Annotated in this window: 17 protein-coding genes and 1 pseudogene; 11 read left to right on the top strand and 7 right to left on the bottom strand. The window is 43.1% G+C overall.

Annotated features, from left to right (window positions below; translation table 11 throughout):
- Positions 1-369: 369 nt before the first annotated feature.
- From bcsE to R7E29_RS09630, 6 genes and pseudogenes are all read left to right on the top strand, one after another.
- Positions 370-1,953: a cellulose biosynthesis protein BcsE gene (gene bcsE / locus R7E29_RS09655; protein WP_054576691.1), complete on the top strand. Its 1,584-nt coding sequence runs from the start codon at positions 370-372 to the stop codon at positions 1,951-1,953.
- Positions 1,950-2,126 carry a hypothetical protein gene (locus R7E29_RS09650; protein WP_172797322.1) on the top strand — a complete coding sequence of 59 codons (177 nt, stop codon included), beginning with the start codon at positions 1,950-1,952 and terminating at the stop codon, positions 2,124-2,126. The genes bcsE and R7E29_RS09650 overlap by 4 nt, the downstream gene beginning before the upstream one ends.
- Positions 2,126-3,751, top strand: a complete 1,626-nt coding sequence (gene bcsG / locus R7E29_RS09645; RefSeq protein ID WP_054576690.1) for a cellulose biosynthesis protein BcsG — start codon at positions 2,126-2,128, stop codon at positions 3,749-3,751. The genes R7E29_RS09650 and bcsG overlap by 1 nt, the downstream gene beginning before the upstream one ends.
- 153 nt (positions 3,752-3,904) lie before the next feature.
- Positions 3,905-4,822, top strand: coding sequence for an SPFH domain-containing protein (locus R7E29_RS09640; protein ID WP_005382060.1), 918 nt, complete (start codon positions 3,905-3,907; stop codon positions 4,820-4,822).
- A 3-nt stretch (positions 4,823-4,825) separates the two neighbouring features.
- Positions 4,826-5,166, top strand: a pseudogene (locus R7E29_RS09635) (NfeD family protein).
- 325 nt (positions 5,167-5,491) lie between these two features.
- On the top strand, positions 5,492-5,671 hold the full coding sequence (locus tag R7E29_RS09630) for a hypothetical protein (protein WP_054576689.1): 180 nt from the start codon (positions 5,492-5,494) through the stop codon (positions 5,669-5,671).
- A 336-nt stretch (positions 5,672-6,007) separates the two neighbouring features.
- Here R7E29_RS09630 and R7E29_RS09625 read toward each other — a convergent pair whose 3' ends face one another.
- From R7E29_RS09625 to zipA, 3 genes are all read right to left on the bottom strand, one after another.
- Positions 6,008-7,417, bottom strand: a complete 1,410-nt coding sequence (locus R7E29_RS09625; protein WP_005382055.1) for a hypothetical protein — start codon at positions 7,415-7,417, stop codon at positions 6,008-6,010.
- A gap of 510 nt (positions 7,418-7,927) precedes the next feature.
- Positions 7,928-9,940 carry an NAD-dependent DNA ligase LigA gene (gene ligA / locus R7E29_RS09620; RefSeq protein ID WP_318082638.1) on the bottom strand — a complete coding sequence of 671 codons (2,013 nt, stop codon included), beginning with the start codon at positions 9,938-9,940 and terminating at the stop codon, positions 7,928-7,930.
- A 90-nt stretch (positions 9,941-10,030) separates the two neighbouring features.
- On the bottom strand, positions 10,031-10,987 hold the full coding sequence (gene zipA / locus R7E29_RS09615) for a cell division protein ZipA (RefSeq protein ID WP_017634828.1): 957 nt from the start codon (positions 10,985-10,987) through the stop codon (positions 10,031-10,033).
- Between the two features lie 251 nt (positions 10,988-11,238).
- Between zipA and cysZ the strand changes: the two genes are divergently transcribed.
- The 5 genes from cysZ to crr all read left to right on the top strand — a co-directional run bounded on the left by cysZ (position 11,239) and on the right by crr (position 16,169).
- Positions 11,239-11,982, top strand: a complete 744-nt coding sequence (gene cysZ / locus R7E29_RS09610) for a sulfate transporter CysZ (RefSeq protein ID WP_025998633.1) — start codon at positions 11,239-11,241, stop codon at positions 11,980-11,982.
- Positions 11,983-12,146: 164 nt separating this feature from the next.
- A complete protein-coding gene (gene cysK / locus R7E29_RS09605) occupies positions 12,147-13,115 on the top strand; it encodes a cysteine synthase A (RefSeq protein ID WP_005382045.1) in 969 nt (322 codons plus the stop codon).
- Positions 13,116-13,415: 300 nt separating this feature from the next.
- Complete coding sequence (locus tag R7E29_RS09600) at positions 13,416-13,673, top strand: HPr family phosphocarrier protein (RefSeq protein ID WP_005382043.1); 258 nt, start codon at positions 13,416-13,418, stop codon at positions 13,671-13,673.
- A gap of 140 nt (positions 13,674-13,813) precedes the next feature.
- Positions 13,814-15,538 (top strand): phosphoenolpyruvate-protein phosphotransferase PtsI, encoded by a 1,725-nt coding sequence (gene ptsI / locus R7E29_RS09595; protein ID WP_017634829.1) that lies wholly within the window; start codon positions 13,814-13,816, stop codon positions 15,536-15,538.
- Positions 15,539-15,659: 121 nt separating this feature from the next.
- On the top strand, positions 15,660-16,169 hold the full coding sequence (gene crr, locus R7E29_RS09590) for a PTS glucose transporter subunit IIA (RefSeq protein WP_005382041.1): 510 nt from the start codon (positions 15,660-15,662) through the stop codon (positions 16,167-16,169).
- Positions 16,170-16,263: 94 nt separating this feature from the next.
- Here crr and R7E29_RS09585 read toward each other — a convergent pair whose 3' ends face one another.
- The 4 genes from R7E29_RS09585 to flgL all read right to left on the bottom strand — a co-directional run bounded on the left by R7E29_RS09585 (position 16,264) and on the right by flgL (position 21,920).
- Complete coding sequence (locus tag R7E29_RS09585; protein ID WP_017634830.1) at positions 16,264-17,388, bottom strand: flagellin; 1,125 nt, start codon at positions 17,386-17,388, stop codon at positions 16,264-16,266.
- Between the two features lie 116 nt (positions 17,389-17,504).
- Positions 17,505-18,638, bottom strand: a complete 1,134-nt coding sequence (locus R7E29_RS09580) for a flagellin (protein WP_005382039.1) — start codon at positions 18,636-18,638, stop codon at positions 17,505-17,507.
- A 506-nt stretch (positions 18,639-19,144) separates the two neighbouring features.
- Positions 19,145-20,299 carry a flagellin gene (locus R7E29_RS09575; RefSeq protein ID WP_005382038.1) on the bottom strand — a complete coding sequence of 385 codons (1,155 nt, stop codon included), beginning with the start codon at positions 20,297-20,299 and terminating at the stop codon, positions 19,145-19,147.
- A gap of 427 nt (positions 20,300-20,726) precedes the next feature.
- On the bottom strand, positions 20,727-21,920 hold the full coding sequence (flgL, locus tag R7E29_RS09570; RefSeq protein ID WP_047102907.1) for a flagellar hook-associated protein FlgL: 1,194 nt from the start codon (positions 21,918-21,920) through the stop codon (positions 20,727-20,729).
- Positions 21,921-21,922: the final 2 nt, after the last annotated feature.

Here is a 21,922-nt window from a genome sequence, read left to right as displayed (position 1 = left end):
CCTATGCGTCTCATATTTATAGAACGATGATGAATGTGAATAAGTTTATTTATAGCCCATATAAATAACAAAGGCCTAAATCATATTTAACTTCAGAAAAAGGATTACAATAATGAATTGTTACCATCCATTTAATACATATAAGAAATTTAAATATTTTAAATGATAATCATAGACTTAGAGACTATTGATTTTAAACTCATAAACATCATGTGAAGCACATGCTATAACTATTTTAATTTCTGATCAATTTCGTTTAATATCTTAGCGTCATTTTCTTGTCACTAAGAAAATCAAAATTGTAACGATTAGCATACAACGGATTGTGAGCTTCACAAAACACATTAAGTTATTGATTTAAGGCTCTTTATGTCATCACTCTCTGAATCATCTGCTATTAAAAACGAACGAGAGATAAACTCTGTTTATGTAAACTTATTTACTCATAAACAGATGCTTATTGATTATTTGTTCAGTACACTACCGGAAAATGACAACACTTCACTTACAAGCTTTACAGACAAAGAAACTTTTTTGTCCACATTGAATGATGAAGCCTTAATGAAATTCAATGACTTATCTAAAACCTACCTTGAACAGTGTTTTTTTCTTAGTCATAAATTCACAAAAAAAACGCCCAAAGCTATAAATCTTGCTAAAGACATTCACCAAACGAACATAAAGAAGTTTTCTACATGTCTATTAGTTGTTCCAGACTCGCTACTATCATCAACTAATGATGATTTTATAAGTGTCTTTCTACAAAGCTTAAATGAGCTGGCAAATAATAAAAAAATCACTATTAGTGTTTGTATATATGGGCATCTGACGACTTCACTATTAAAGCCCATTCTTATTTCTCACAATAGACACATTGCAGGTTTGGCGACCATGACATCATTAGATGACGCTCGCTACTGCTATCTTGTGGATTTTTGGTCCAATAAACACGGTGTAATTACCCAACACGAATACATTCTCACTAAAACTAAAGATAAAACACTAAAAGCAACGTCTTATGAAACGCATCAATCTCATGTCATGCCAGAAGACAAATCGGATAGCGATAGAATCTATGTCAGCAGAAGAGCTTTCAGAGAAAGCGTGAAAGCCCCAAAAGGGATGCGTGTGGCAGAGAGCAATCAAGGACTCATAGCGATGCTAGACAACCTTCGCTCTTCAACGATTATTTTCAGCTGCGATAACCAAAGCGAAGTTCAACAGATCGCGTTAGATTGCTACCGTTTAAGGTCCGCATATGGCCGTCGACTAAAGATTATTGTCAGGGAGACCCAACAATGTCTGAGATATGCAGATGAAAAGTTCTTGCTTCGCGCGGGGGCAAACTTCATTTCTCACGCGCAAATCCCCCACATGCGCTTTATGACTCAGGTTGAAGCAATTCAAGGCCAAATGCTTACACGCCCAATTCCTGAAAGTTTAGAGGCGCTCTTAAAATATGACTTTGAGTTTGGTAGCAAAGGCTACTTACAAAATCAGGACTTTAGTCAATACTGTATTGACGTCATTTCCCACTCAACACACTCAAGTGTGAACTTTGCACTTATAAAGCTGAACTTATTGCCAGGTATGACTGCAGAGGAATGTTTACGTCTTTGTCATATTCGAAGAGATGGCGACGTTGTGACAGCCTGCAACAAAGCTCTATATGTCGTGTTCAGTGCTATTCGACAAAGCGATATTGATATTGCGCTAAACAATATATTTGAGTTCCCAGTGAGAGACCTATTTCACTCGACCCACACGTTTGATACCCAACTAGATATCGAAACAGAGTTAAAATTCATCGTTCAAGATGCCGCTGTCATATCCGACGACGTTTCAGCTCTGGCGACAGAGAGGAAAATATTCCATACCGCCACTAACTCCATTACTGATGTTCCTCCTTTGTTTGCTGTGAAAAAAACCATTGATCTCAAGGAACGTTCATGAATATTAACGATTTTTTACTGACCGTGTGTATCAGTTCAGGTATTGGCCTACTCCTAGGATACTTTCTACGTGACCTAGTAAACGCTACCCGACGCTTTTACCACAAACACTTAAAACGCTCGCGCTATTTTGAGCTAGATACATCAGCCACTAACACCAAGAAGCTTAAGTAATGACATCGCATTCTCATGACTCTACCCCCCTCACTATAGGATTGGGCTGGTGGAACATTTACTTTATCGCAAAAACAGCGCTCTATTTTCAAGGAATCATCGATTTCCATCCAATGGAAAACTTTGCGCTGTTGATCTTCATCCTGCTTCCTATCTCGATGAAAAGCCTAAATGCGGTGCGCCATATCGTTTCATTTGTCGCCGCAGCGTGGCTCTTGCATTACGATTCTTACCTACCTCCTCTAAACCGTCTTTGGGCTCAAGCGGGACAGTTAATGCAGTTTGAATCGAGTTATCTGGTCGAGCTTTTGGGACGATTTTTATCATTCCAAGCAATACTCGGATTGCTCGCTTTGTGTGGTGCGTACTTTATTTTGAGCAAGTTTGTTAGGGTTTCAGTCTTTGTGGTTATTGCGATGATCTATATAAGTATTCCTATGACGACTGAACCTCAGACAACAGTGGCTGCAGAAGTAGCCCAACAACAGCCAACAACCGAGGTTACTGCTAGCAAACAACCTCAAATAACGGAAATTAATGATGCCAGTCTCAACACGTTAACTGCAGATTTCTTTTCTAAAGAAGCTTCCCGACATGTAACATTCGATACCAACAGCGCAATGGATGCTCCTTTTGATTTGCTGTTCTTGAGTATTTGTTCGGTCGCGTGGGATGACATCGAAATTGCAGGACTGGCTGATCATCCTCTGTTCAAAGAGTTTGACATCATGTTCGACAATTTTAGCTCCGCTACGTCATACAGTGGGCCTGCTGTCATTCGTCTGCTACGAGCCAATTGTGGTCAACAAGAACACAGTCAACTGTTCCAGCCAGCACCATCAAAGCAGTGCTACTTGTTCGAAAGTTTGAAAGAACTAGGCTTCACAGAAAATTTACTGATGAACCACAATGGTGTCTTTGATAGCTTCCTTGAATTGATCAAAAAAGACGGCGACTTACAAGCGGCTCTTATGTCTCAAGAAGACTTAACTCCTTACCAAAAATCTTTTGATGGCTCTTCGATCTTCCGCGATAAGCAAGTATTGGATAACTGGTGGCAGCAAAGACTTAACAGTAGTGATGACAAAGTCGTGGCACTCTACAACTCAATTTCACTACATGATGGCAACAGGATCATCAATGCGAACTCAAGCACATCTATTGCTAGCTACAAAATGCGCCTTAAGAATTTGCTTGATGACCTCCACGCGTTCTTTAAAACCTTAAAGTCCTCAAAACGCAACATCGTTGTCGCTTTGGTACCAGAACATGGTGGTGGTATGCGAGGAGACCGCATGCAAATTTCAGGTATGCGAGAAATTCCTGCACCGACAATCATTCATACACCGGTAGGAATTAAAATCTTCGGAGAAGGAATTCAGCGTCAGGGCGACACCGAACACGTAAGCGAGCCATCTAGCTATCTGGCATTGTCGCAGCTCGTTTCGAATATCCTGGATAAAAACATTTATCAAAGTAAGACGTTTAGCCCTTCAATATTGACAGAGAACCTACCAGAAACACGAGTTGTCGCGCAGAACTCAGGCTCTACTGTGATTGAAGTACAAGGGAAGTATTATGTTTCTCTTGATGGTTCAAGTTGGATTGAATACCCCGCAAAATAGCGAGAGTAAAACCATGCCATGACAAAGGCCGGTGTTTCCGGCCTTTGTCATATAAAAAACCAATAACCTCTCAAAGGTCTCAGAACTTCAATTGTCTATTGTCTATAAATAGGTAAAAATGGATCGAACATTATGCACTTAAGGGAATAACTCATGCCAATTGATTCACTGATCACCATCGGTATTTTCGTCGTTCTTGCTGTCGTTATCTTATCTTCAGCCATTAAAACGGTTCCGCAAGGAAACAACTGGACAGTTGAACGCTTCGGACGCTACACCCACACATTAAAGCCGGGTTTAAACTTGATCATTCCATTCGTTGATAAAGTTGGTCAAAAAGTAAATATGATGGAGCGCGTTCTCGATATTCCTGCGCAAGAGGTCATTTCAAAAGATAACGCTAACGTGGTTATTGACGCTGTCGGATTTGTTCAAGTGATCGATGCTGCCAAAGCGGCTTATGAAGTCAACGATTTAGAACACGCTATTAGAAACTTGACCCTTACCAACATTCGTACCGTTTTAGGTTCAATGGAACTGGACGAAATGCTGAGCCAACGCGACATGATCAACTCTAAGCTGTTGGCGATTGTTGACCAAGCAACAAACCCTTGGGGCGTAAAAGTCACACGAATTGAGATTAAAGATGTCCAGCCACCAGCCGATCTGACCGCTGCAATGAATGCGCAAATGAAAGCCGAGCGTAATAAGCGTGCGGAAATTCTTGAAGCAGAAGGGGTTCGCCAAGCTGAGATATTAAAGGCCGAAGGTCATAAACAATCAGAGATATTAAAAGCTGAAGGCGAAAAGCAGTCTGCTATTCTCCATGCAGAAGCACGTGAGCGTGCCGCGCAAGCAGAAGCAAAAGCGACTTACATGGTTTCCGAAGCCATTGCAAAAGGTGACATGCAAGCCGTCAATTACTTCATTGCACAGGGTTATACCGAAGCGATCAAAAGCATTGGTCAAGCCGAAAATGGTAAAATCATTATGCTTCCATTAGAAGCAACCGGACTAATGGGCTCGGTTGCAGGGATAGCAGAAATGTTTAAACAGCAAGATAAAGAATAATTTATGGACTTTTTTAGTTTGTTGGAAGGTATCTCTTTCTGGCATTGGCTAGCGTTTGGCTTTGCTTTGCAAGCTTCAGCTTAATCACCACCTGGCTTTGGTGGCGACGACAATGGTCTAAAGACAAGCAAGAAGACCAAGAAAGAGATCTGAACCAAAAGTACAAGCAGTTAATTGGGCGTACTCTTATCCTTGAAGAAGACTTTTCCGTCGGGCTCAATCGCATCAAGGTAGCCGATACCACATGGTCCGCACAATCGGATCAAGCACTTCCAGCCGGTACCCGCGTAAGAATCACCGATGTTGAAGGTATTATTTTAATCATTGAGCCTGATTCAAATTAATTTATGCCAAAGTAATGGGGCAAATCATGCTCCATTACTTTAATCTAAACAACTGCTTTCATTTCATTACCTTAATTAAAATCGAGAAAAAAAATAAGTATTAGTAATATTATTAATACCCTACCTACCATTTCCTATTATTTAATTATTCAACACACGACAATCAATAAGATAGAAATATATCTAGGTAAATTATCGATCTAAATTTATTTTAAAAAATAAAACTTTATTGAATTATTTTTTGATCTTTTTATCCTCGGATACATACTTAACGCATAAGCATTTAAGTTGAGTGCTTTTTATTTGGTAAGTAAGAGGATGTACTATGAATAAGCTTCTCTTTTTAATGATGTGCGGTATTTTTTCTTTTTCTTCCTTTGCCTACAACAACGGAAACGGCGGTACAACTAATTTGGGACCTATAGTCGAATGTAAGATGCCAAGTGGCGACATTACGAATATTCCAAGTGAAATGTGTCGATTTAGAGGTGGGGAATGGGAATAGTAAAGAAGTAAGAGCTTAGTTTGATATAAGAGCCCTTTTCAACCTTACCTTTCTGCGTAGTCACGGTTTATACAAGTACGTAGATATTTAAAGTTTATATTGAGGTGATGATTATGAGATTTTTATCTGGTCTATTAGTAATATCTTTTGCCATAATTCCGTTAACCACTCATGCTAATGGTGCATCCGGTGGTCGTACGATAGGCCCAGAGATAAAGTGTGAGTTGCCAAACGGTAATGTACATATGTTGCCACCGTTATATTGCAAAATATACGACGGCCGAGAAGTGAAATAGAAAAGGAGCCTAGCGGCTCCTTTTATTATTTCACTAAGTATTAGTGGAAGCTGTAAGGGATAAGAACTTGTAGACGTAAGTCTGTTTCATCCGCATCGCCAGCACCTGCGTACTCATCACGTTCTAGGATTGTACCGTGTAAACGAATTGTAGAACCTTTAAGCGCGCCACTTTGTAGTGAGTAAGATACTGTTGCGTTAACTGCGTATTCGCTTTCGTAATCCCAGTCACCTGATGCTCCGCTTGCTGCAGAGTCAGCGCCAGTACCGTAACCAAAGCCTAGGTAGTAGTTCCAGCCGTTACCTTGGTTGTAAGATAGACGGTTGTACCATGCTAGCTCACCCGCTTTGTTCCAGTCAGATAGCGCGTCCCACCACTGAGACCAAGTACCATTGTTCATACCATATGTATGAATAGTACGAGGAACGAAGTCCGCACGGTTATCTGTGTCTGTGTAGCGCAACTCAGACATCCAAGCTAGCTTGCCGAAAGATTGATTCAAAGATAGACCAGTGTGGAAACCTAGACCATCGTATTTCACATCATCGTCAACACCGTAGAAATCAAATGCTAGAGTTGTACGGTCACTAACAGTGTACTTCAAGTAAGCCTTGTAAGAAGTGTTGTCAGTTTCGTTGTGGTAGCTAGTTACTTGACCTGCACCCCAGTCAACACCATTTGCATATTGAACGCCAGTAGCTTGACCCAAACCAAGTTGCATAAACAAGCTGTCAGTTAGGTTACCGTTTAGGCCTAGAGAGTGTAGGTAGCTCCATGAAGTGTCAGACCAAAGCGCTGGTGCGTAATCATCTTCGTGAAGCAGCCAAGGTGCTGTAAATTGGTCTGCGCCAAAGTAGCTTAGGTTGAAATCACCAAGTTTAGCGTTCAGTTCGAAACCACGGTAAGTACCAGGTACAAAGCTCCAAACGTTACCGATTGTACCGTTACCACCAGCCTGTAACATACCAAAACGAGCATTAAAGTTTTCGTTTGCTTTGAATTTCAGCGCTGCTTTGTAAACTTTAAGCTGCTGACCATCACCTGCACCCCAGTCTAGGTTGTTACAAGTTGAGATTTCGTTACATAGGTAGCCTTCGTTTGAATTGTAAAGACTATCGTTGTAAAGATCGCCAGAGTAGTAAGCCGCAACATCTGCGCCCACCCAACCATCGTGGTAGCCAGAAGTGAAGTCTAAAATTGCGTTGTAAGAAGAGTAGTTTAGACGACTCCAACGGTCACCATTTTCACCGCCGGGCTTACCTGTTGTACGAGTTCGTGAACGAGTATCAACTATGAATAATGCATTCAGACTTGAGTCTTGCATAAATTCGTTCACTTTCTCTACGTACTCGCCACCTGCTGCACTTTCAGTAGACGCTGTAGCTGGAGCGACAGCAACAACACCAAACATTGCTGCGGTTAACGCTGAAACCTTAAAAAATTTGTCCATGGAAAAACTCCTAAAAATGGATATAGCTGTATTTTTCTATCTCACCTTTAGTTGGCCGCCGAAGGAGAGAAGTAAATTCCTGATCAAACCTCATTATTTCTAATTTGGCTTTTTTTAGTTCCTGCATACACACCGTGTATCCACGTGATTAAGACTAACTTCGCAGCTAAAAACATCCAAATGGAACTTATTTTTTTTCTAAAAAAATATGAGCCACTCCAAAGTTCCATATAACTTATTGATCCAGATCTTATTTTTAACAACATCAACACAACACAACAAATTGTTATTTAAAATCAAACACTTAAATTGAACTTGAAAGTATCAACTTGAAGTCACTCGCAGACTAAAAAAGCCAAAAAAACCAATAACCCAAGGTTCGATCTTGATCACTGAAAAGAACAAAGGCATCAATTACTCAATAAAAAAACACTTAATTATGAACAAGAAAAAGCCCCGTATGCTAAGCATGCGGGGCTTTTAGTTATTTTTTAGCTTTTTTGAGAAGACTTAATTCATCAGTTCGAGTAAGTCTTGTTCTGTTTTAATTTCGATACCCAGTTCTTGTGCCTTTGCGAGCTTCGAACCTGCATTTTCACCAGCAAACAAAATATCGGTTTTCTTAGAAACACTACCCGTCACTTTAGCCCCCAGTGCTTGTAGGGCTTCTTTGGCTTCTGTACGCCCCAGTTGAGAAAGTGTTCCCGTTAATACTACTGTTTTACCTTCTAATGGTAATTCCCCCACCTGCTCAGTAGTATTAATCTCTGGCCAATGAATTCCTTGTTCAAGCAAATCTTTAACCACCGCTTGGTTCTGTTCTTCACTAAAGAAAGTCGTAATATGTTGAGCAACCACAGCACCGATGTCTTGCACTTCAATCAACTGCTCTTCGGTAGCATTTTGGATCGCTCCCAACGTTTTAAAGTGCATTGCTAAGTTTGCTGCGGTTGCCTCGCCAACTTCACGGATCCCCAGTGAATACAAAAACCGAGGTAAAGTTGTTTCTTTGGATTTTTCTAACGCATTCACAATATTCTGCGCAGACTTTGGCCCCATGCGATCTAGTACGGTTAAAATCCCCGCTGATAACTTAAATAAGTCAGCAGGAGTTTTCACCATCTCACGATCAACAAGCTGCTCGATCACTTTATCGCCTAAACCGTCAACGTCTAACGCTTTACGAGAAACAAAGTGTTTTAGCGCTTGTTTGCGTTGGGCTTGGCAAACTAAGCCCCCCATACAACGTGTTACCGCTTCTCCTTCGATCCGCTCAACATGCGAACCACAAACAGGACACTGAGTTGGGAAAACAATATCTCGAGCTGTTTCTGGTCGACGCTCTTTGATGACAGATACGACTTGCGGAATAACATCGCCAGCACGGCGGATCACAACGTGATCACCAATCTTGACCTGCAGACGTTCTATCTCATCTGCGTTATGAAGCGTCGCATTACTTACCGTTACCCCGCCAACAAATACAGGCTCTAGCTTAGCAACAGGTGTAATCGCACCAGTGCGACCGACTTGGAACTCCACTTCATTCAGTGTCGTCATTTCTTCCTGAGCTGGAAATTTGTAGGCAATCGCCCAACGTGGAGCGCGAGCAACAAACCCCAGACGCTCTTGCACGGCAATATCGTCAATTTTAATAACGACACCATCGATCTCATAAGGGAGGGCATCACGACGCTGCAATATATCTTGGTAGTAAGCTTTTACATCCGCCAAGCTTTCAACTCGCTTAGTTTCCGGACACATTGGCAGTCCCCACGATTTGATTTGCAAAAAGCGTTCGTAATGACTTGCTGCCAATTCTGCGCCTTGCACCACGCCTACACTGTATGCATAGAAGCTAAGCGGACGAGAAGCCGTAATACGTGAATCCAATTGTCGTAAGCTACCTGCCGCAGCGTTACGTGGATTAACAAAGATTTTCTCGCCTTTCTTCCTTGCTAATTCATTGAGCTTTTCAAACCCAACTTTCGGCATAAAGACTTCACCACGAACTTCAAGACGATTTGGCCAGTCATTACCTCTGAGTTTTAAAGGAATGGCTTTAATCGTACGCACATTCTCTATGATGTTTTCACCCGTAGTACCATCGCCTCGAGTGGCCGCTTGAACTAACACGCCATTCTCATATAACAAACTTACGGCGAGTCCATCCAATTTAGGCTCACAACAGTATTCTTTCACACTCTGGCTGCCCACGCGCTCTTGTGCGCGCTTGTGGAAACTATCAAGTTCACTATCATCAAACGCGTTATCAAGCGAAAGCATCGGTACTTCATGTGTCACTTGGCTAAACGCAGAGAGAGGTTGTCCACCGACACGTTGGCTTGGCGAGTCTACGGTTATTAAGTCAGGGTTCTCAGCTTCAATATCCAGTAACTCTCGCATTAAACGGTCGTACTCGGCATCAGGGATCTCTGGGTTATCTTCCACGTAGTAACGCACAGCGTGGTAATGCAACGACTCTTTTAGTTCTTCTAGTCGCTGAAGTACTGATTCAGACATAGTAAAGCCCCGTGTATTTTCAATCGGTGAGGTTGGGAAATCCAAGAAAAAGGGCTCCATCCGGAGCCCTATTATTATTTGCTGTTAAGATTATGCGTTAGCGGCATTAAACTCAACTATTTGACGTCGATAAGATGCTAAACGATCTGGCGTCATTAAGTTGCGCTGGTCATCAAGTACGTTACCACCTAAGTCATCAGCAATTTGCTGTGCAGTTCGGAGCATTAAGTTGAAGTTCTGTTCAGCCTCGCCATAACAAGGCAATGTCATGAAGAATGAAATACCCTTCGTTGTAAACTCAGCAGGATCAGCATGCTCAAACGTACCAGGGTGCATCATATTAGCGACGCTAAACAGCACTTTGCCGTTACCGGACAAGTCAACATGACGATGGAAAATATCCATCTCGCCATAAATTAGACCGTTTTGTTGCATACTTTCAAATAAAGCAGTACCAACAAATGGCTCTTCACCAGCACAGTGCACATTCAATACAATCACTTGCATTTCAGGTGCTGGCTTTGGCTCTTCCTTAGGCTCTGCAACGACAGGCTCACTAACCGTTTCGACTTGCTGTTCTTTCTCCGTAATATCAAACGCGGCGGGAATAGCGTCTTCTTCCACAGCGGGCTGGAATGGCTCTTCAGCTACTGTTGCTTGAACAACAGGCTCAACGTCCTCTTCTTTATCTTTTTCTGCAACAAATGAAGGGATGTCATCCGGCTCCTGCTGCGTCTGTTTGACTTCAGATGGGCCACCGAATAACGGGTCAGATTCAAACTTGTTGTCGAAAGAATTCGCCATCCCAAAATCTGGCTCTTTGCGATCTTTGCGAATGATCTCAAAGTCATCTTCAGGAGCGGGAGCGAAGTCTCGTTCTTTCTCAACAAGATCATTTTTGTCTTCTTGGTCAACATCCAGCTTACCAAGTGGCTTGTTACCAAACTTTGCTTTGCCTTCTTTTTTACTGCTCCATAAACCATGAAACAGTAATGCCGCGATGGCTAATGCGCCAACAACAATGAGTACGAATCGCAATTCCTGCATTATTTACTCTCAATATACTTGTTTTTACTACTCGCAGTTCCTTGAGCAGCAACCCAAGTGCAATAAATCTGAATGATACGTTTACTTTACCAAAACTATATGTAGATTTAGAACAACTTAATGCAAGAAGTTCCGTTTTTTGTTGTGATTCTTGCCACGATTCCACTTAACAAGACGTCATTTGTCAGGGCATTGAAAGAAAAGTCCTCACAGGTACAATGAGTTTTCATTTACACGAAGCCAAAATAGACATGAAGCAAAACAATCAGCAGAGAACCGGGTTCGGTTATTTTCTATACGGGATACAATTGGCACTTGCCCCTAAAATCAGGCGCTTTGTCATCTTACCTCTACTTGCAAATATCTTGCTTGTAGGTGGTGCCATCTTCTATCTATTTTCAAACCTTAATATATGGATAGAAGGCTGGATTGGGCAGCTGCCTGAGTTTTTATCCTGGTTAACTTACATTCTTTGGCCTTTACTCGCTCTGACGATACTCGCTACCTTCTCCTATTTTTTCAGCACGCTCGCGAACTTTATCGCCGCGCCATTCAATGGCCTCTTGGCTGAAAAAGTGGAAGAGTACTTAACGGGACAAAAAGTAAATGATGATGGTTTCACTGCCGTCCTGAAAGATGTTCCTCGCGTTTTAGCTCGTGAGTGGAGAAAGCTCCTTTACATTTTACCTAAAGCAATAGGCCTATTCCTATTATTGCTCATCCCTGCCCTTGGACAAACAGTAGGCCCATTTTTATGGTTTATCTTTACCGCCTGGATGCTCGCGATTCAATATTGTGACTACCCGTTTGATAACCATAAAATCCCATTTAACGACATGCGTTACAAATTGAAACAAAAGCAAGGTAAGGCCTATGGCTTTGGGGTATTGGTGTCTGTGTTTACGACGATCCCAATTTTGAACCTCATTGTCATGCCTGTAGCAATATGTGGTGCAACCGCTATGTGGGTCGCGGAGTTTAAGCACCAACGATAGTCGATTAGAGATTAAGGAAAGGGATCAGCGCCAGCTTTTCCCTTTTCTTTTATCAAGTTCTGGGCCAACCTAATAAGATATAACTTTTTAATCCTTTTCCCTTTTTTTCATACCGCATATTCTTCTATCCATATTCACACAACGTGTAATGAAGGAACATCACTATGAGCAAAATCTACGAAGATAACTCTCTTACTATTGGTAATACACCTCTCGTTCGTCTAAACAAAGTAAGTAAAGGCAAAGTTCTCGCAAAAATTGAAGCGCGTAACCCTAGCTTCAGTGTTAAGTGCCGTATCGGTGCAAACATGATTTGGGAAGCAGAGAAAGCGGGCCTTCTTAAGCCAGGTGTAGAGCTTGTAGAACCTACCAGTGGTAACACTGGTGTTGCTCTAGCATTCGTAGCGGCTGCTCGCGGTTACAAGCTAACATTGACCATGCCTGAATCAATGAGCCTAGAACGCCGTAAGCTACTAAAAGCACTAGGCGCGAACCTTGAGCTGACTGAAGCGGCGAAAGGCATGAAAGGGGCGATTGCTAAAGCAGAAGAAATCGTAGCAAGCAACCCTGAGAAGTACCTACTTCTTCAACAATTTGACAACCCAGCGAACCCAGAAATCCACGAAAAGACTACGGGCCCTGAGATTTGGGAAGCGACAGACGGTGAAATCGACGTATTCGTTGCTGGTGTTGGTACGGGCGGTACTATTACAGGTACAAGCCGTTACATCAAAGGTGAAAAAGGCAAAGCCATCACTTCTGTTGCAGTTGAGCCAGCAGAGTCTCCGGTTATTGCACAAGCACTTGCTGGCGAAGAAATCCAACCTGCCCCGCACAAAATTCAAGGTATCGGTGCTGGTTTCATCCCTGGTAACCTCGATTTAGACATTATTGACCGTGTTGAGCAAGTTACCTCAGAAGAAGCGATTGAGATGGCTCGTCGCCTAATGGAAGAGGAAGGTATCCTAGCTGGTATCTCATCTGGCGCAGCGGTTGTTGCAGCGAACCGACTTGCGGAACTACCTGAATTTGAAGGAAAAACAATTGTAACTGTCTTGCCAAGTTCCGGTGAGCGTTACCTAAGTACAGCACTCTTTGCAGGTATCTTTACCGAAAAAGAGAACCAACAATAATATGTGTTCAAATCAATTTTTAGTTTAAAAAAGCCCCGTTTAGGGGCTTTTTTGTTGATCCCTGCCCTACCTTTGGTAATATCAGGGTGTTTTATTTCTAGCTTCAAAATAAAGAAGCAGAACACAAAAAGGTTTCAAAGTGATTACGCACGCAAACAGTTGCGTAGTTACCAAACTTTTGACTAGTATCAGAACTGACGCGCTTTGAACTCTTCCCGTGCTAGCGCACAAGATGTAAAGCAGTTAAGCTAAAATCTGGTCACAAACTAACAAAAAAATACATTTATTGGGGTATATCACATGTACGAGAAGCAAGTAGAAATCACAGCAGAAAACGGCCTTCACACTCGTCCAGCTGCACAGTTTGTTAAAGAAGCGAAAGCATTCGACGCAGACATCACTGTGACTTCTAACGGTAAAAGCGCTAGCGCTAAGAGCCTGTTCAAACTACAAACACTAGGCCTAGTAAAAGGTACTCAAGTTACTATTTCTGCTGAAGGCCCACAAGCTCAGCAAGCAGTTGACCACCTAGTTGCTCTAATGGACCAACTACACTAATCCGGTCTCCTACTCCAGAAGCCATTTTGTGAAAGCAAAATGGCTTCGTTGGAAATAGGCTCAAAACTAAGCTAAAACTATTCGTTAGCGCACCCATTATTCTCCCGTTTTATAAAGTTGACCAAACTTAAGGTAAGGCTATGATTTCAGGCATCCTAGCATCTCCTGGTATTGCAATCGGTAAAGCACTACTACTTCAAGAAGATGAAATTGTCCTAAACACAAACACTATTTCTGACGATCAAGTAGAAGCTGAAGTTCAGCGTTTCTTTGACGCTCGTAACAAATCTGCAGCTCAGCTAGAAACTATCAAGCAAAAAGCGCTTGAAACGTTTGGCGAAGAAAAAGAAGCGATCTTTGAAGGTCACATCATGCTTCTTGAAGACGAAGAGCTAGAAGAGGAAATCCTAGCACTTATCAAAAACGACAAGATGACTGCTGATCACGCTATCCACTCAGTGATCGAAGAGCAAGCATGTGCTCTTGAGTCTCTAGATGACGAATACTTAAAAGAGCGTGCAACTGACATCCGCGATATCGGTTCTCGTTTTGTTAAGAACGCACTAGGCATCAACATTGTTTCGCTTAGCGATATCAGCGAAGAAGTAATTCTTGTTGCTTACGACCTAACGCCATCTGAAACTGCGCAAATTAACCTAGACTACGTGCTTGGTTTTGCTTGTGATATCGGCGGTCGTACATCTCACACTTCAATCATGGCTCGCTCACTTGAGCTTCCAGCTATCGTTGGTACTAACGACATCACGAAGAAAGTTAAGAATGGCGACATGCTGATTCTTGACGCAATGAACAACAAGATTGTTGTTAACCCATCAGAAGCTGAGCTAGAAGAAGCGAAAGCGGTTAAAGCAGCATTCCTAGCTGAAAAAGAAGAGCTAGCGAAACTGAAAGACCTACACGCAGAAACGACTGACGGTCACCGTGTAGAAGTTTGCGGTAACATCGGTACAGTGAAAGACTGTGACGGTATCCTTCGTAACGGCGGTGAAGGTGTTGGTCTGTACCGTACTGAATTCCTATTTATGGACCGTACTGCGCTACCAACTGAAGAAGAACAGTACCAAGCGTACAAAGAAGTTGCGGAAGCAATGAACGGTCAAGCTGTGATCATCCGTACTATGGATATCGGCGGCGATAAAGATCTCCCATACATGGATCTTCCAAAAGAGATGAACCCATTCCTAGGTTGGCGTGCTGTACGTATCAGTCTGGATCGTCGTGAAATCCTTCGTGATCAGCTACGTGGCATCCTACGTGCTTCTGCACACGGCAAACTGCGTATCATGTTCCCAATGATCATCTCTGTCGAAGAAATCCGTGAGCTTAAGAAAGCGATCGAAGAGTACAAAGAAGAGCTACGCGCTGAAGGCCACGCGTTCGACGAAAACATCGAAATCGGTGTTATGGTTGAAACTCCTGCTGCTGCTGCGATCGCACACCACTTAGCGAAGGAAGTGTCTTTCTTCTCTATCGGTACAAACGACCTAACTCAGTACACGCTAGCGGTTGACCGTGGTAACGAGATGATTTCTCACCTATACAACCCACTATCACCAGCTGTACTTACAGTGATCAAGCAAGTTATCGACGCTTCTCACGCAGAAGGTAAATGGACTGGTATGTGTGGTGAACTTGCAGGTGACGAGCGTGCAACACTTCTACTTCTAGGTATGGGTCTGGACGAGTTCTCAATGAGCGGCATTTCAATCCCTAAAGTGAAGAAAGTAGTTCGTAACTCTAACTTCGCAGAAGTGAAAGCAATGGCTGAAGAAGCCCTTTCTCTACCAACAGCAGAAGAAATCGAAGCCGTGGTAGAAAAGTTTATTGCTGAGAAAGCTCAGTAATCGGTAGTACCAAGTAATTCAATACTTAATGGCCATTAGACGGCGAAAAAAGTCGTCTAATGAGCTATATTGGTATACTATAATTCGACAGAATAAAACCAAACCTTAGGAGCATGACACAATGGGTCTGTTTGACAAACTTAAGAAGCTTGTATCTGATGACAGCGCTGACGCTGGTGCTATCGAAATCATCGCGCCACTTTCTGGTGAGATTGTAAACATCGAAGACGTGCCAGATGTTGTTTTCGCTGAGAAAATCGTTGGTGACGGTATTGCTATCAAGCCAGCAGGCAACAAAATGGTAGCTCCTGTAAACGGTACTATCGGTAAGATCTTCGAAACTAACCATGCGTTCTCTATCGAGTCTGACGACGGTGTTGAGCTTTTCGTTCACTTCGGTATCGACACAGTTGAACTAAAAGGCGAAGGCTTCACGCGTATCGCTGAAGAAGGTCAAACTGTTAAAGCTGGCGACACTGTAATTGAATTCGATCTAGCTCTTCTAGAAGAGAAAGCGAAGTCAACGCTAACTCCAGTTGTTATCTCTAACATGGACGAAATCAAAGAGCTAAACAAGCTTTCTGGTTCTGTAACTGTTGGTGAAACTCCAGTTCTACGTGTAACTAAGTAATTTTTACTTAATCGAACACGAAAAAAACGCTGCCAATGGCAGCGTTTTTTATTATCTGACTTTTTTCTGAGCGATGGGCATCGCTGAAACCCGCTCAGCTAAGTAATCCAAGTGCCGAACTCGGCCTTTGCTTTGCCTGAGCCAATAACGCAGTTGTCGCATCTTGGAGCACTTGAGAACGCACCATTTCCGTAGATTCTCTTGCGAAGTCTGTATCTCTTATTCGACTCTTGGATTCTGTAACACTCCGATTCACAGTATTTAAGTTATCCACCGAACCATTTACACGGTTCTGAAAGCTGCCAATTTCACTTCGGTGCGAATCAACGTACTTAATTGCTGCATCAATCACCCCAACTGAAAGCTGCGCCTTACCTGCCGTCGACATATCGATGTCATCCATTGTGACTAATTGACCAGCGCTCACATCAAGCTCATCCGCTAAACTCCCATCGAGAACCACACCCTCTGGCGCCTTCATCGTAGAAGCGAAGAATTGCAGTTCGTTGTTTTCCGTTACTGAAGCATTCACTATCGATTGTTGAGCATTGATGTAAGTGGCGACCTGTTCTATACGGTCACCCAATTTGAGTCCAATGGATTCCGTTTGGGTTTGCCCTTTACTGTCTTGGTATTCGACTTTTAGGGTTTGGTTATCTTTAGTGACTCGCCAATCTTTATCGACCGCATCACCAACATAATGCTGCCCTCCCATCTCTGGGATATGGCTACGCATGTTACGTAACGTCAAAGAGATTGAATTAGCGTTCGCGCCAATATGGAAACTTTGTGAACCGTAAGATCCATCAAACAGGTTTTTATCCGCAAATGTTGTCGTGATCGCGACACGATCAAGCTCATCTTGCAGCGCTACGACCTCATATTGAATACTTTGCCGATCACTTGAGTCATAACTGCCGTTTGCTGCTTGAAGCCCCAGAGAGCGTAAGCGTTGCAATATGTCACTGCTTTCGTGCAATGCTCCCTCCGCTGTTTGAGAAACAGAAAAAGCGTCGTGTGCATTTCTTAAGGCGACATCAAGCCCTCTCGCTTGTACATGGAGAGTATTCGATATCTGTAAACCTGCCGCATCATCGCTCGCCGAGTTGATTCGAAATCCCGAAGTTAGGTTGCGTTGTGAATCAACATTTTGCGCAGCTGCTTGACTCAGGTGTCTCTGCGCCACCATCGCAGAAACATTGGAATTTAAAGAGAGCATCTAATCGATATGAATGCCTTATCGAACATACTGTCAGGACACATCTGAATCGTTATAGCCAATAAGCAAAAAGCCAGGGATGAGCCTGGCTTTGGTTTCTTGCTTTGTTAAATTGATTAACCTAGCAGACTTAGCGCTGAGTTTGGCGCTTGTTTCGCTTGCGCTAGAATTGAGCTTGACGCTTGCGATAGAATTTGTGATTTGGTCATTGCCGTCGTTTCTTTCGCGAAATCTGTATCTTTGATACGGCTCTTCGACGCATTCACGTTCTCGTTAATGTTGTCCAAGTTGCTGATTGCGTGGTTGAAACGGTTCTGGAAAGCACCTAGCTCTGCGCGGTGGCTGTCTACATATTTCAGTGCCGCATCGATGATGGCAACAGATTCTTGTGCGCCACCAACTGAGGTTACGTCAATAGTATCTACCGTCACCTTTTTGCCTTCGCCCAAGCCTAGTTCGCCAGATAGGCCGCCTGAAAACTCGACTTCGCCTTCGACTTTGTTGTTGCCAGCAAAGATTTGCAGTTTACCGTCTTGGTCTACTGAGGCTTTCACTAGGTCAGTTTGGCCGTTAATGTAAGTCGCAAGCTCTTCGATATCGTCACCCGCTTTTGCGCTGATGTTGATTTCTTGCTCTTGGCCGTAGCTGTCCGTTAGGTTGATTTTTAGGTCGTTCTTGCCTTGGGCAACGTTCCAGTCTTTACCTTTACCGCTTTCTGCTTGGTAGCTTACACCGCCCATCATTTTGTTGTCTGAGCGCATGTCTTTTAGCTCAAGCATTACCGCTTCGCCGTTATCCGCACCGATTTGGAACGATTTCGCGCCGTGGGTACCGTTTAGCAGCTTGTTACCACCGAAAGAGGTTGTTTCTGCGATGCGGTTTAGTTCGTCGTTGAGTGCGGTCACTTCTTCTTGAATCGCAACACGTTCTGCTTTCGAGTTTGAACCGTTTGCTGATTGCAGAGACAAGTCACGCATACGTTGAAGAATGTTAGTGGTCTCATTCATTGCACCTTCAGCAGTTTGTGCAATCGAGATACCGTCGTTCGCGTTGCGAACCGCTACATCCAAACCACGGCTTTGTACGTTCAAACGGTTCGAGATTTGCAGACCCGCAGCGTCATCTTTTGCGCTGTTGATTTTAAAACCCGAAGACAAACGCTCCATAGAAGTTTGTTGAGCTGAGTTTGCGTTGTTTAGGTAACGCTGAGCGGTCATCGCTGATACGTTAGTGTTTACATTCACTGCCATGGTGATTTCTCCAATTGATTTTCCGGTGTAGCGGTTTCCGACGTCTCGGAAAACCAAGTAGTTCTCTCAAAGTTACCTCTATTAACGACACCAAATTCAGAAGCTTTAGAAAAAAGTTTAAAAAAATAACATTGCGAGATTTAGCTAATAAAATTGAAGAAAAGTAAGAAAAAGTGCTCAAGTTTCCACAAATCGAGCCGAGAGGGCTAAATTGTATAGAAAACCAGCAAAAGGAAACAATTAAAGGTAAGTTCGCAGACGATAGACGTGAAAATTAGAAAAGAAAAAGCCCCTTTTCCTTTGAGAGAACTGGGGCTAGGTTGGTCGCCAGAGCCTATGTGGAGATCAAGAGAAATGAACACATTTCCGGCATACCGAGTGCAACTTTACATTGAAAATGATTGGCAGGTGAGAGATGAGAGAGCCGCTCATTCTATTGTAAAGTTGCTTGCCAAAAGCCTGCATTCCCATCCACGTCTGAATGTATTGAGTACAGGCTAAGTAAACTACTGCAATAGTGACATTGCAGAGTTTGGCAACTGTTTCGCTTGAGCAAGAATCGATGTACCTGCCTGTTGCAAAATTTGTGCTTTGGTCATTTGCGTGGTTTCTTTCGCAAAATCTGTATCTTTAATTCGGCTGTTCGATGCGTCAACGTTTTCTTGGATATTCGCCAAGTTGTTGATGCTGTGACTCAAACGGTTTTGCTTCGCACCTAAGTCTGCACGTTGCGAGTCTACGTATTTCAGTGCCGAATCCAGCACAGAAATCGCGTTTTGAGAACCTTGTACCGTGGTCATATCAATATCTTGTACTGACGTTCTGATAGGTTCATCACTCAGGCCAAGCTCAGATGCTAATCCACCAGAAATAGAAATCTCACCCTGAACGTTTGGATGCGCGACAAAAACTTGCAACTTGCCATCTTCACTTACAGACGCATTAATCATATCAGACTGACCATTAATGTAAGTGGCAAGCTCTTCGATGTCGTCGCCCGCTTTGGCATTAATGTTGATTTCTAGATCATCAACATTGCCGTCTTCGTCTTCACCCATACCTGGTAGCGTGATCTTCAAGTCAGATTTAGCTGGGTCAACACTCCAGTTTTTATCTTTACCGTTCTCAGATAAGAAGGTCACACCGCCCATGCGAGTATCGTCCGCACGAATGCTGGTGAGTCCCATGATCATGGCTTCACCTGAGCTCGCACCAATCTGGAATGCTGCTTCACCGAATGAGCCGTTCAATAGACGACGACCACCAAATGAAGTGGTTTCTGCAATACGGTTTAGCTCGTCAATCAATGCCATTGACTCTTCGTTGATCGCCTGACGCTCAGCTGGAGAGTTAGTACCGTTCGATGATTGAATCGCAAGGTCACGCATTCGTTGCATGACAGAGGTTGCCTCATTCATCGCACCTTCAGCGGTTTGTGCAATCGAGATACCATCGTTCGCGTTACGCATTGCGACATCTAGGCCACGAGACTGTGCAGTTAAGCGGTTAGAGATCTGTAGACCTGCCGCATCATCTTTTGCACTGTTAATCTTATGTCCTGAAGATAAGCGCTCCATCGACGTGTTTAATTCATCAGTCGCTTTGTTTAGGTAACGCTGCGCGGTCATCGCGGAGACGTTAGTACTAACTGTTACAGCCATTTTGCTCTCCTGTTGAGTTCGCAAGCTTTTGCGAAGCGGCCAGCTTTACTCTCATTTGGATAAGCACTGACCGTAAAAGTTACTTGCTAAATCTGCCTTAAACGCAGGGTTTAGAATCTCTAAATCTGTTCTGATATTTTCAATACAATTTGTGTGCCAACTTGCGTAAATTATTTAACTACTTTTAAAAGAATCAAATAAACAATAAGTTAGCTTTATCATTAAGCTATTTCCGGTTTGTCAGCCTCATCTTAGCCCAAGGGTATTGAACGCTGCCCTGTTGCCGCCCGACTTGCCTCCCGCATCATTGCCGCTTTGGGTAAAATCGTGCCGCATGACATCTCAGACTCTCAGGTTACGTCGACTTATCGCGCTTAAGGCTTTGCACATAAGGCATCAAAATCAGACAATGTGTATGAGTGTCATACTAGATGTAGTTAAACAACGTTAGATCTTTGGTCTTACCGAATGCTTGTTGCGATGCCTGTAATGCTCGCGAGTTTTCACTGAACTCGATCACGGCTTTAGAGTAATCCAAGTCCTCAAAGTTGCTCTTCGCTTTTGCCAGAGACAAATTAAAGTCTTCATGATTTTGCTCTTGGATATCCAGCGTACTCAATCGAGCCCCGGCATCTGTACGCGCTTTATTCAAATGGATAAAAGCAGCGTGGAATTCTTCTGTCATTTGGTGCAATTTAGCAGTCGCCGACGTATCCGAAACCGATTTGTCTGACCATGCCATTGCATCCTTGAAGGTATCGAAAATGCTGAACTCTGCCCGCTTTTCGATCTCAATGCTGTCACCAGGCGTAATTTGGCCTTTTACGTGCACTTTCAGGCCTTTGTATTCAATCCCTTTCTCTGGTGAAAACTCATCGGCATCCACTACTTTGCCGTTACGCTCTAATTGGTAACCAAATTTGCCGTTATTCATATCGACAAATGTCACGCGATACGCCGCATCATCCTTCGTATCAACGTTAGTGGCTCTGTTTAATAGCAACTCAGAACCGTTTTGTAGATCGTAATTCGGCTGATAATCGCCAAATGGGTTTGGTATCTCCATAAACAGCTTGCTGCCAGGATCGTTCATTGGCATCTCAAGCATGCTAGAAACTTTCATTTTGCGCTGATAATCGTCCCCAGCGTATTGCACGCTACCATCTTTATCGCGATAAAATGGTTGGCTTTTTGGCTTAGTGCCAGCAAACACGTAGTTACCAGATTCATCTTGCGAGTTCACCAAGTTAAGGAAGTTGTTCGCAATCTCTTCTAGCTCACGCTTCTTTGCTTGTCGGTCTTCCGCAGAAAACGCACCGTTAATCATTTCCATCGTTAAGCGCTTCGACTCGTCGGCAAAATTCTCCGCATTGGCGATATTAACTTCGTGGTTTTCTAGACGATTACGCACCAACACTATCGAGCTAAGATATTGTTGTAGCTGTTCTTGTTGCTGACTAATGTTTTGGATGTAATGCGCAGCGAGGGGGTCGTCACTAGGTTTCAGTAACTTTTTCCCTGAAGCAAGCTGCTCTTGGTTGTGGTGAACCTTATTCTCTTGACGACGCAGATCATTTTGTACGGACTGATAGTTATGGAAACTAGAAATTCGGGTTAGCACTT

It is taken from the genome of Vibrio sp. Vb1729 (genome assembly GCF_033338655.1).
Lineage (GTDB): Bacteria > Pseudomonadota > Gammaproteobacteria > Enterobacterales > Vibrionaceae > Vibrio > Vibrio alginolyticus.
Note: the sequence above shows the minus strand (reverse complement) of the source record. Positions and strands in the feature narration are given on the sequence as shown.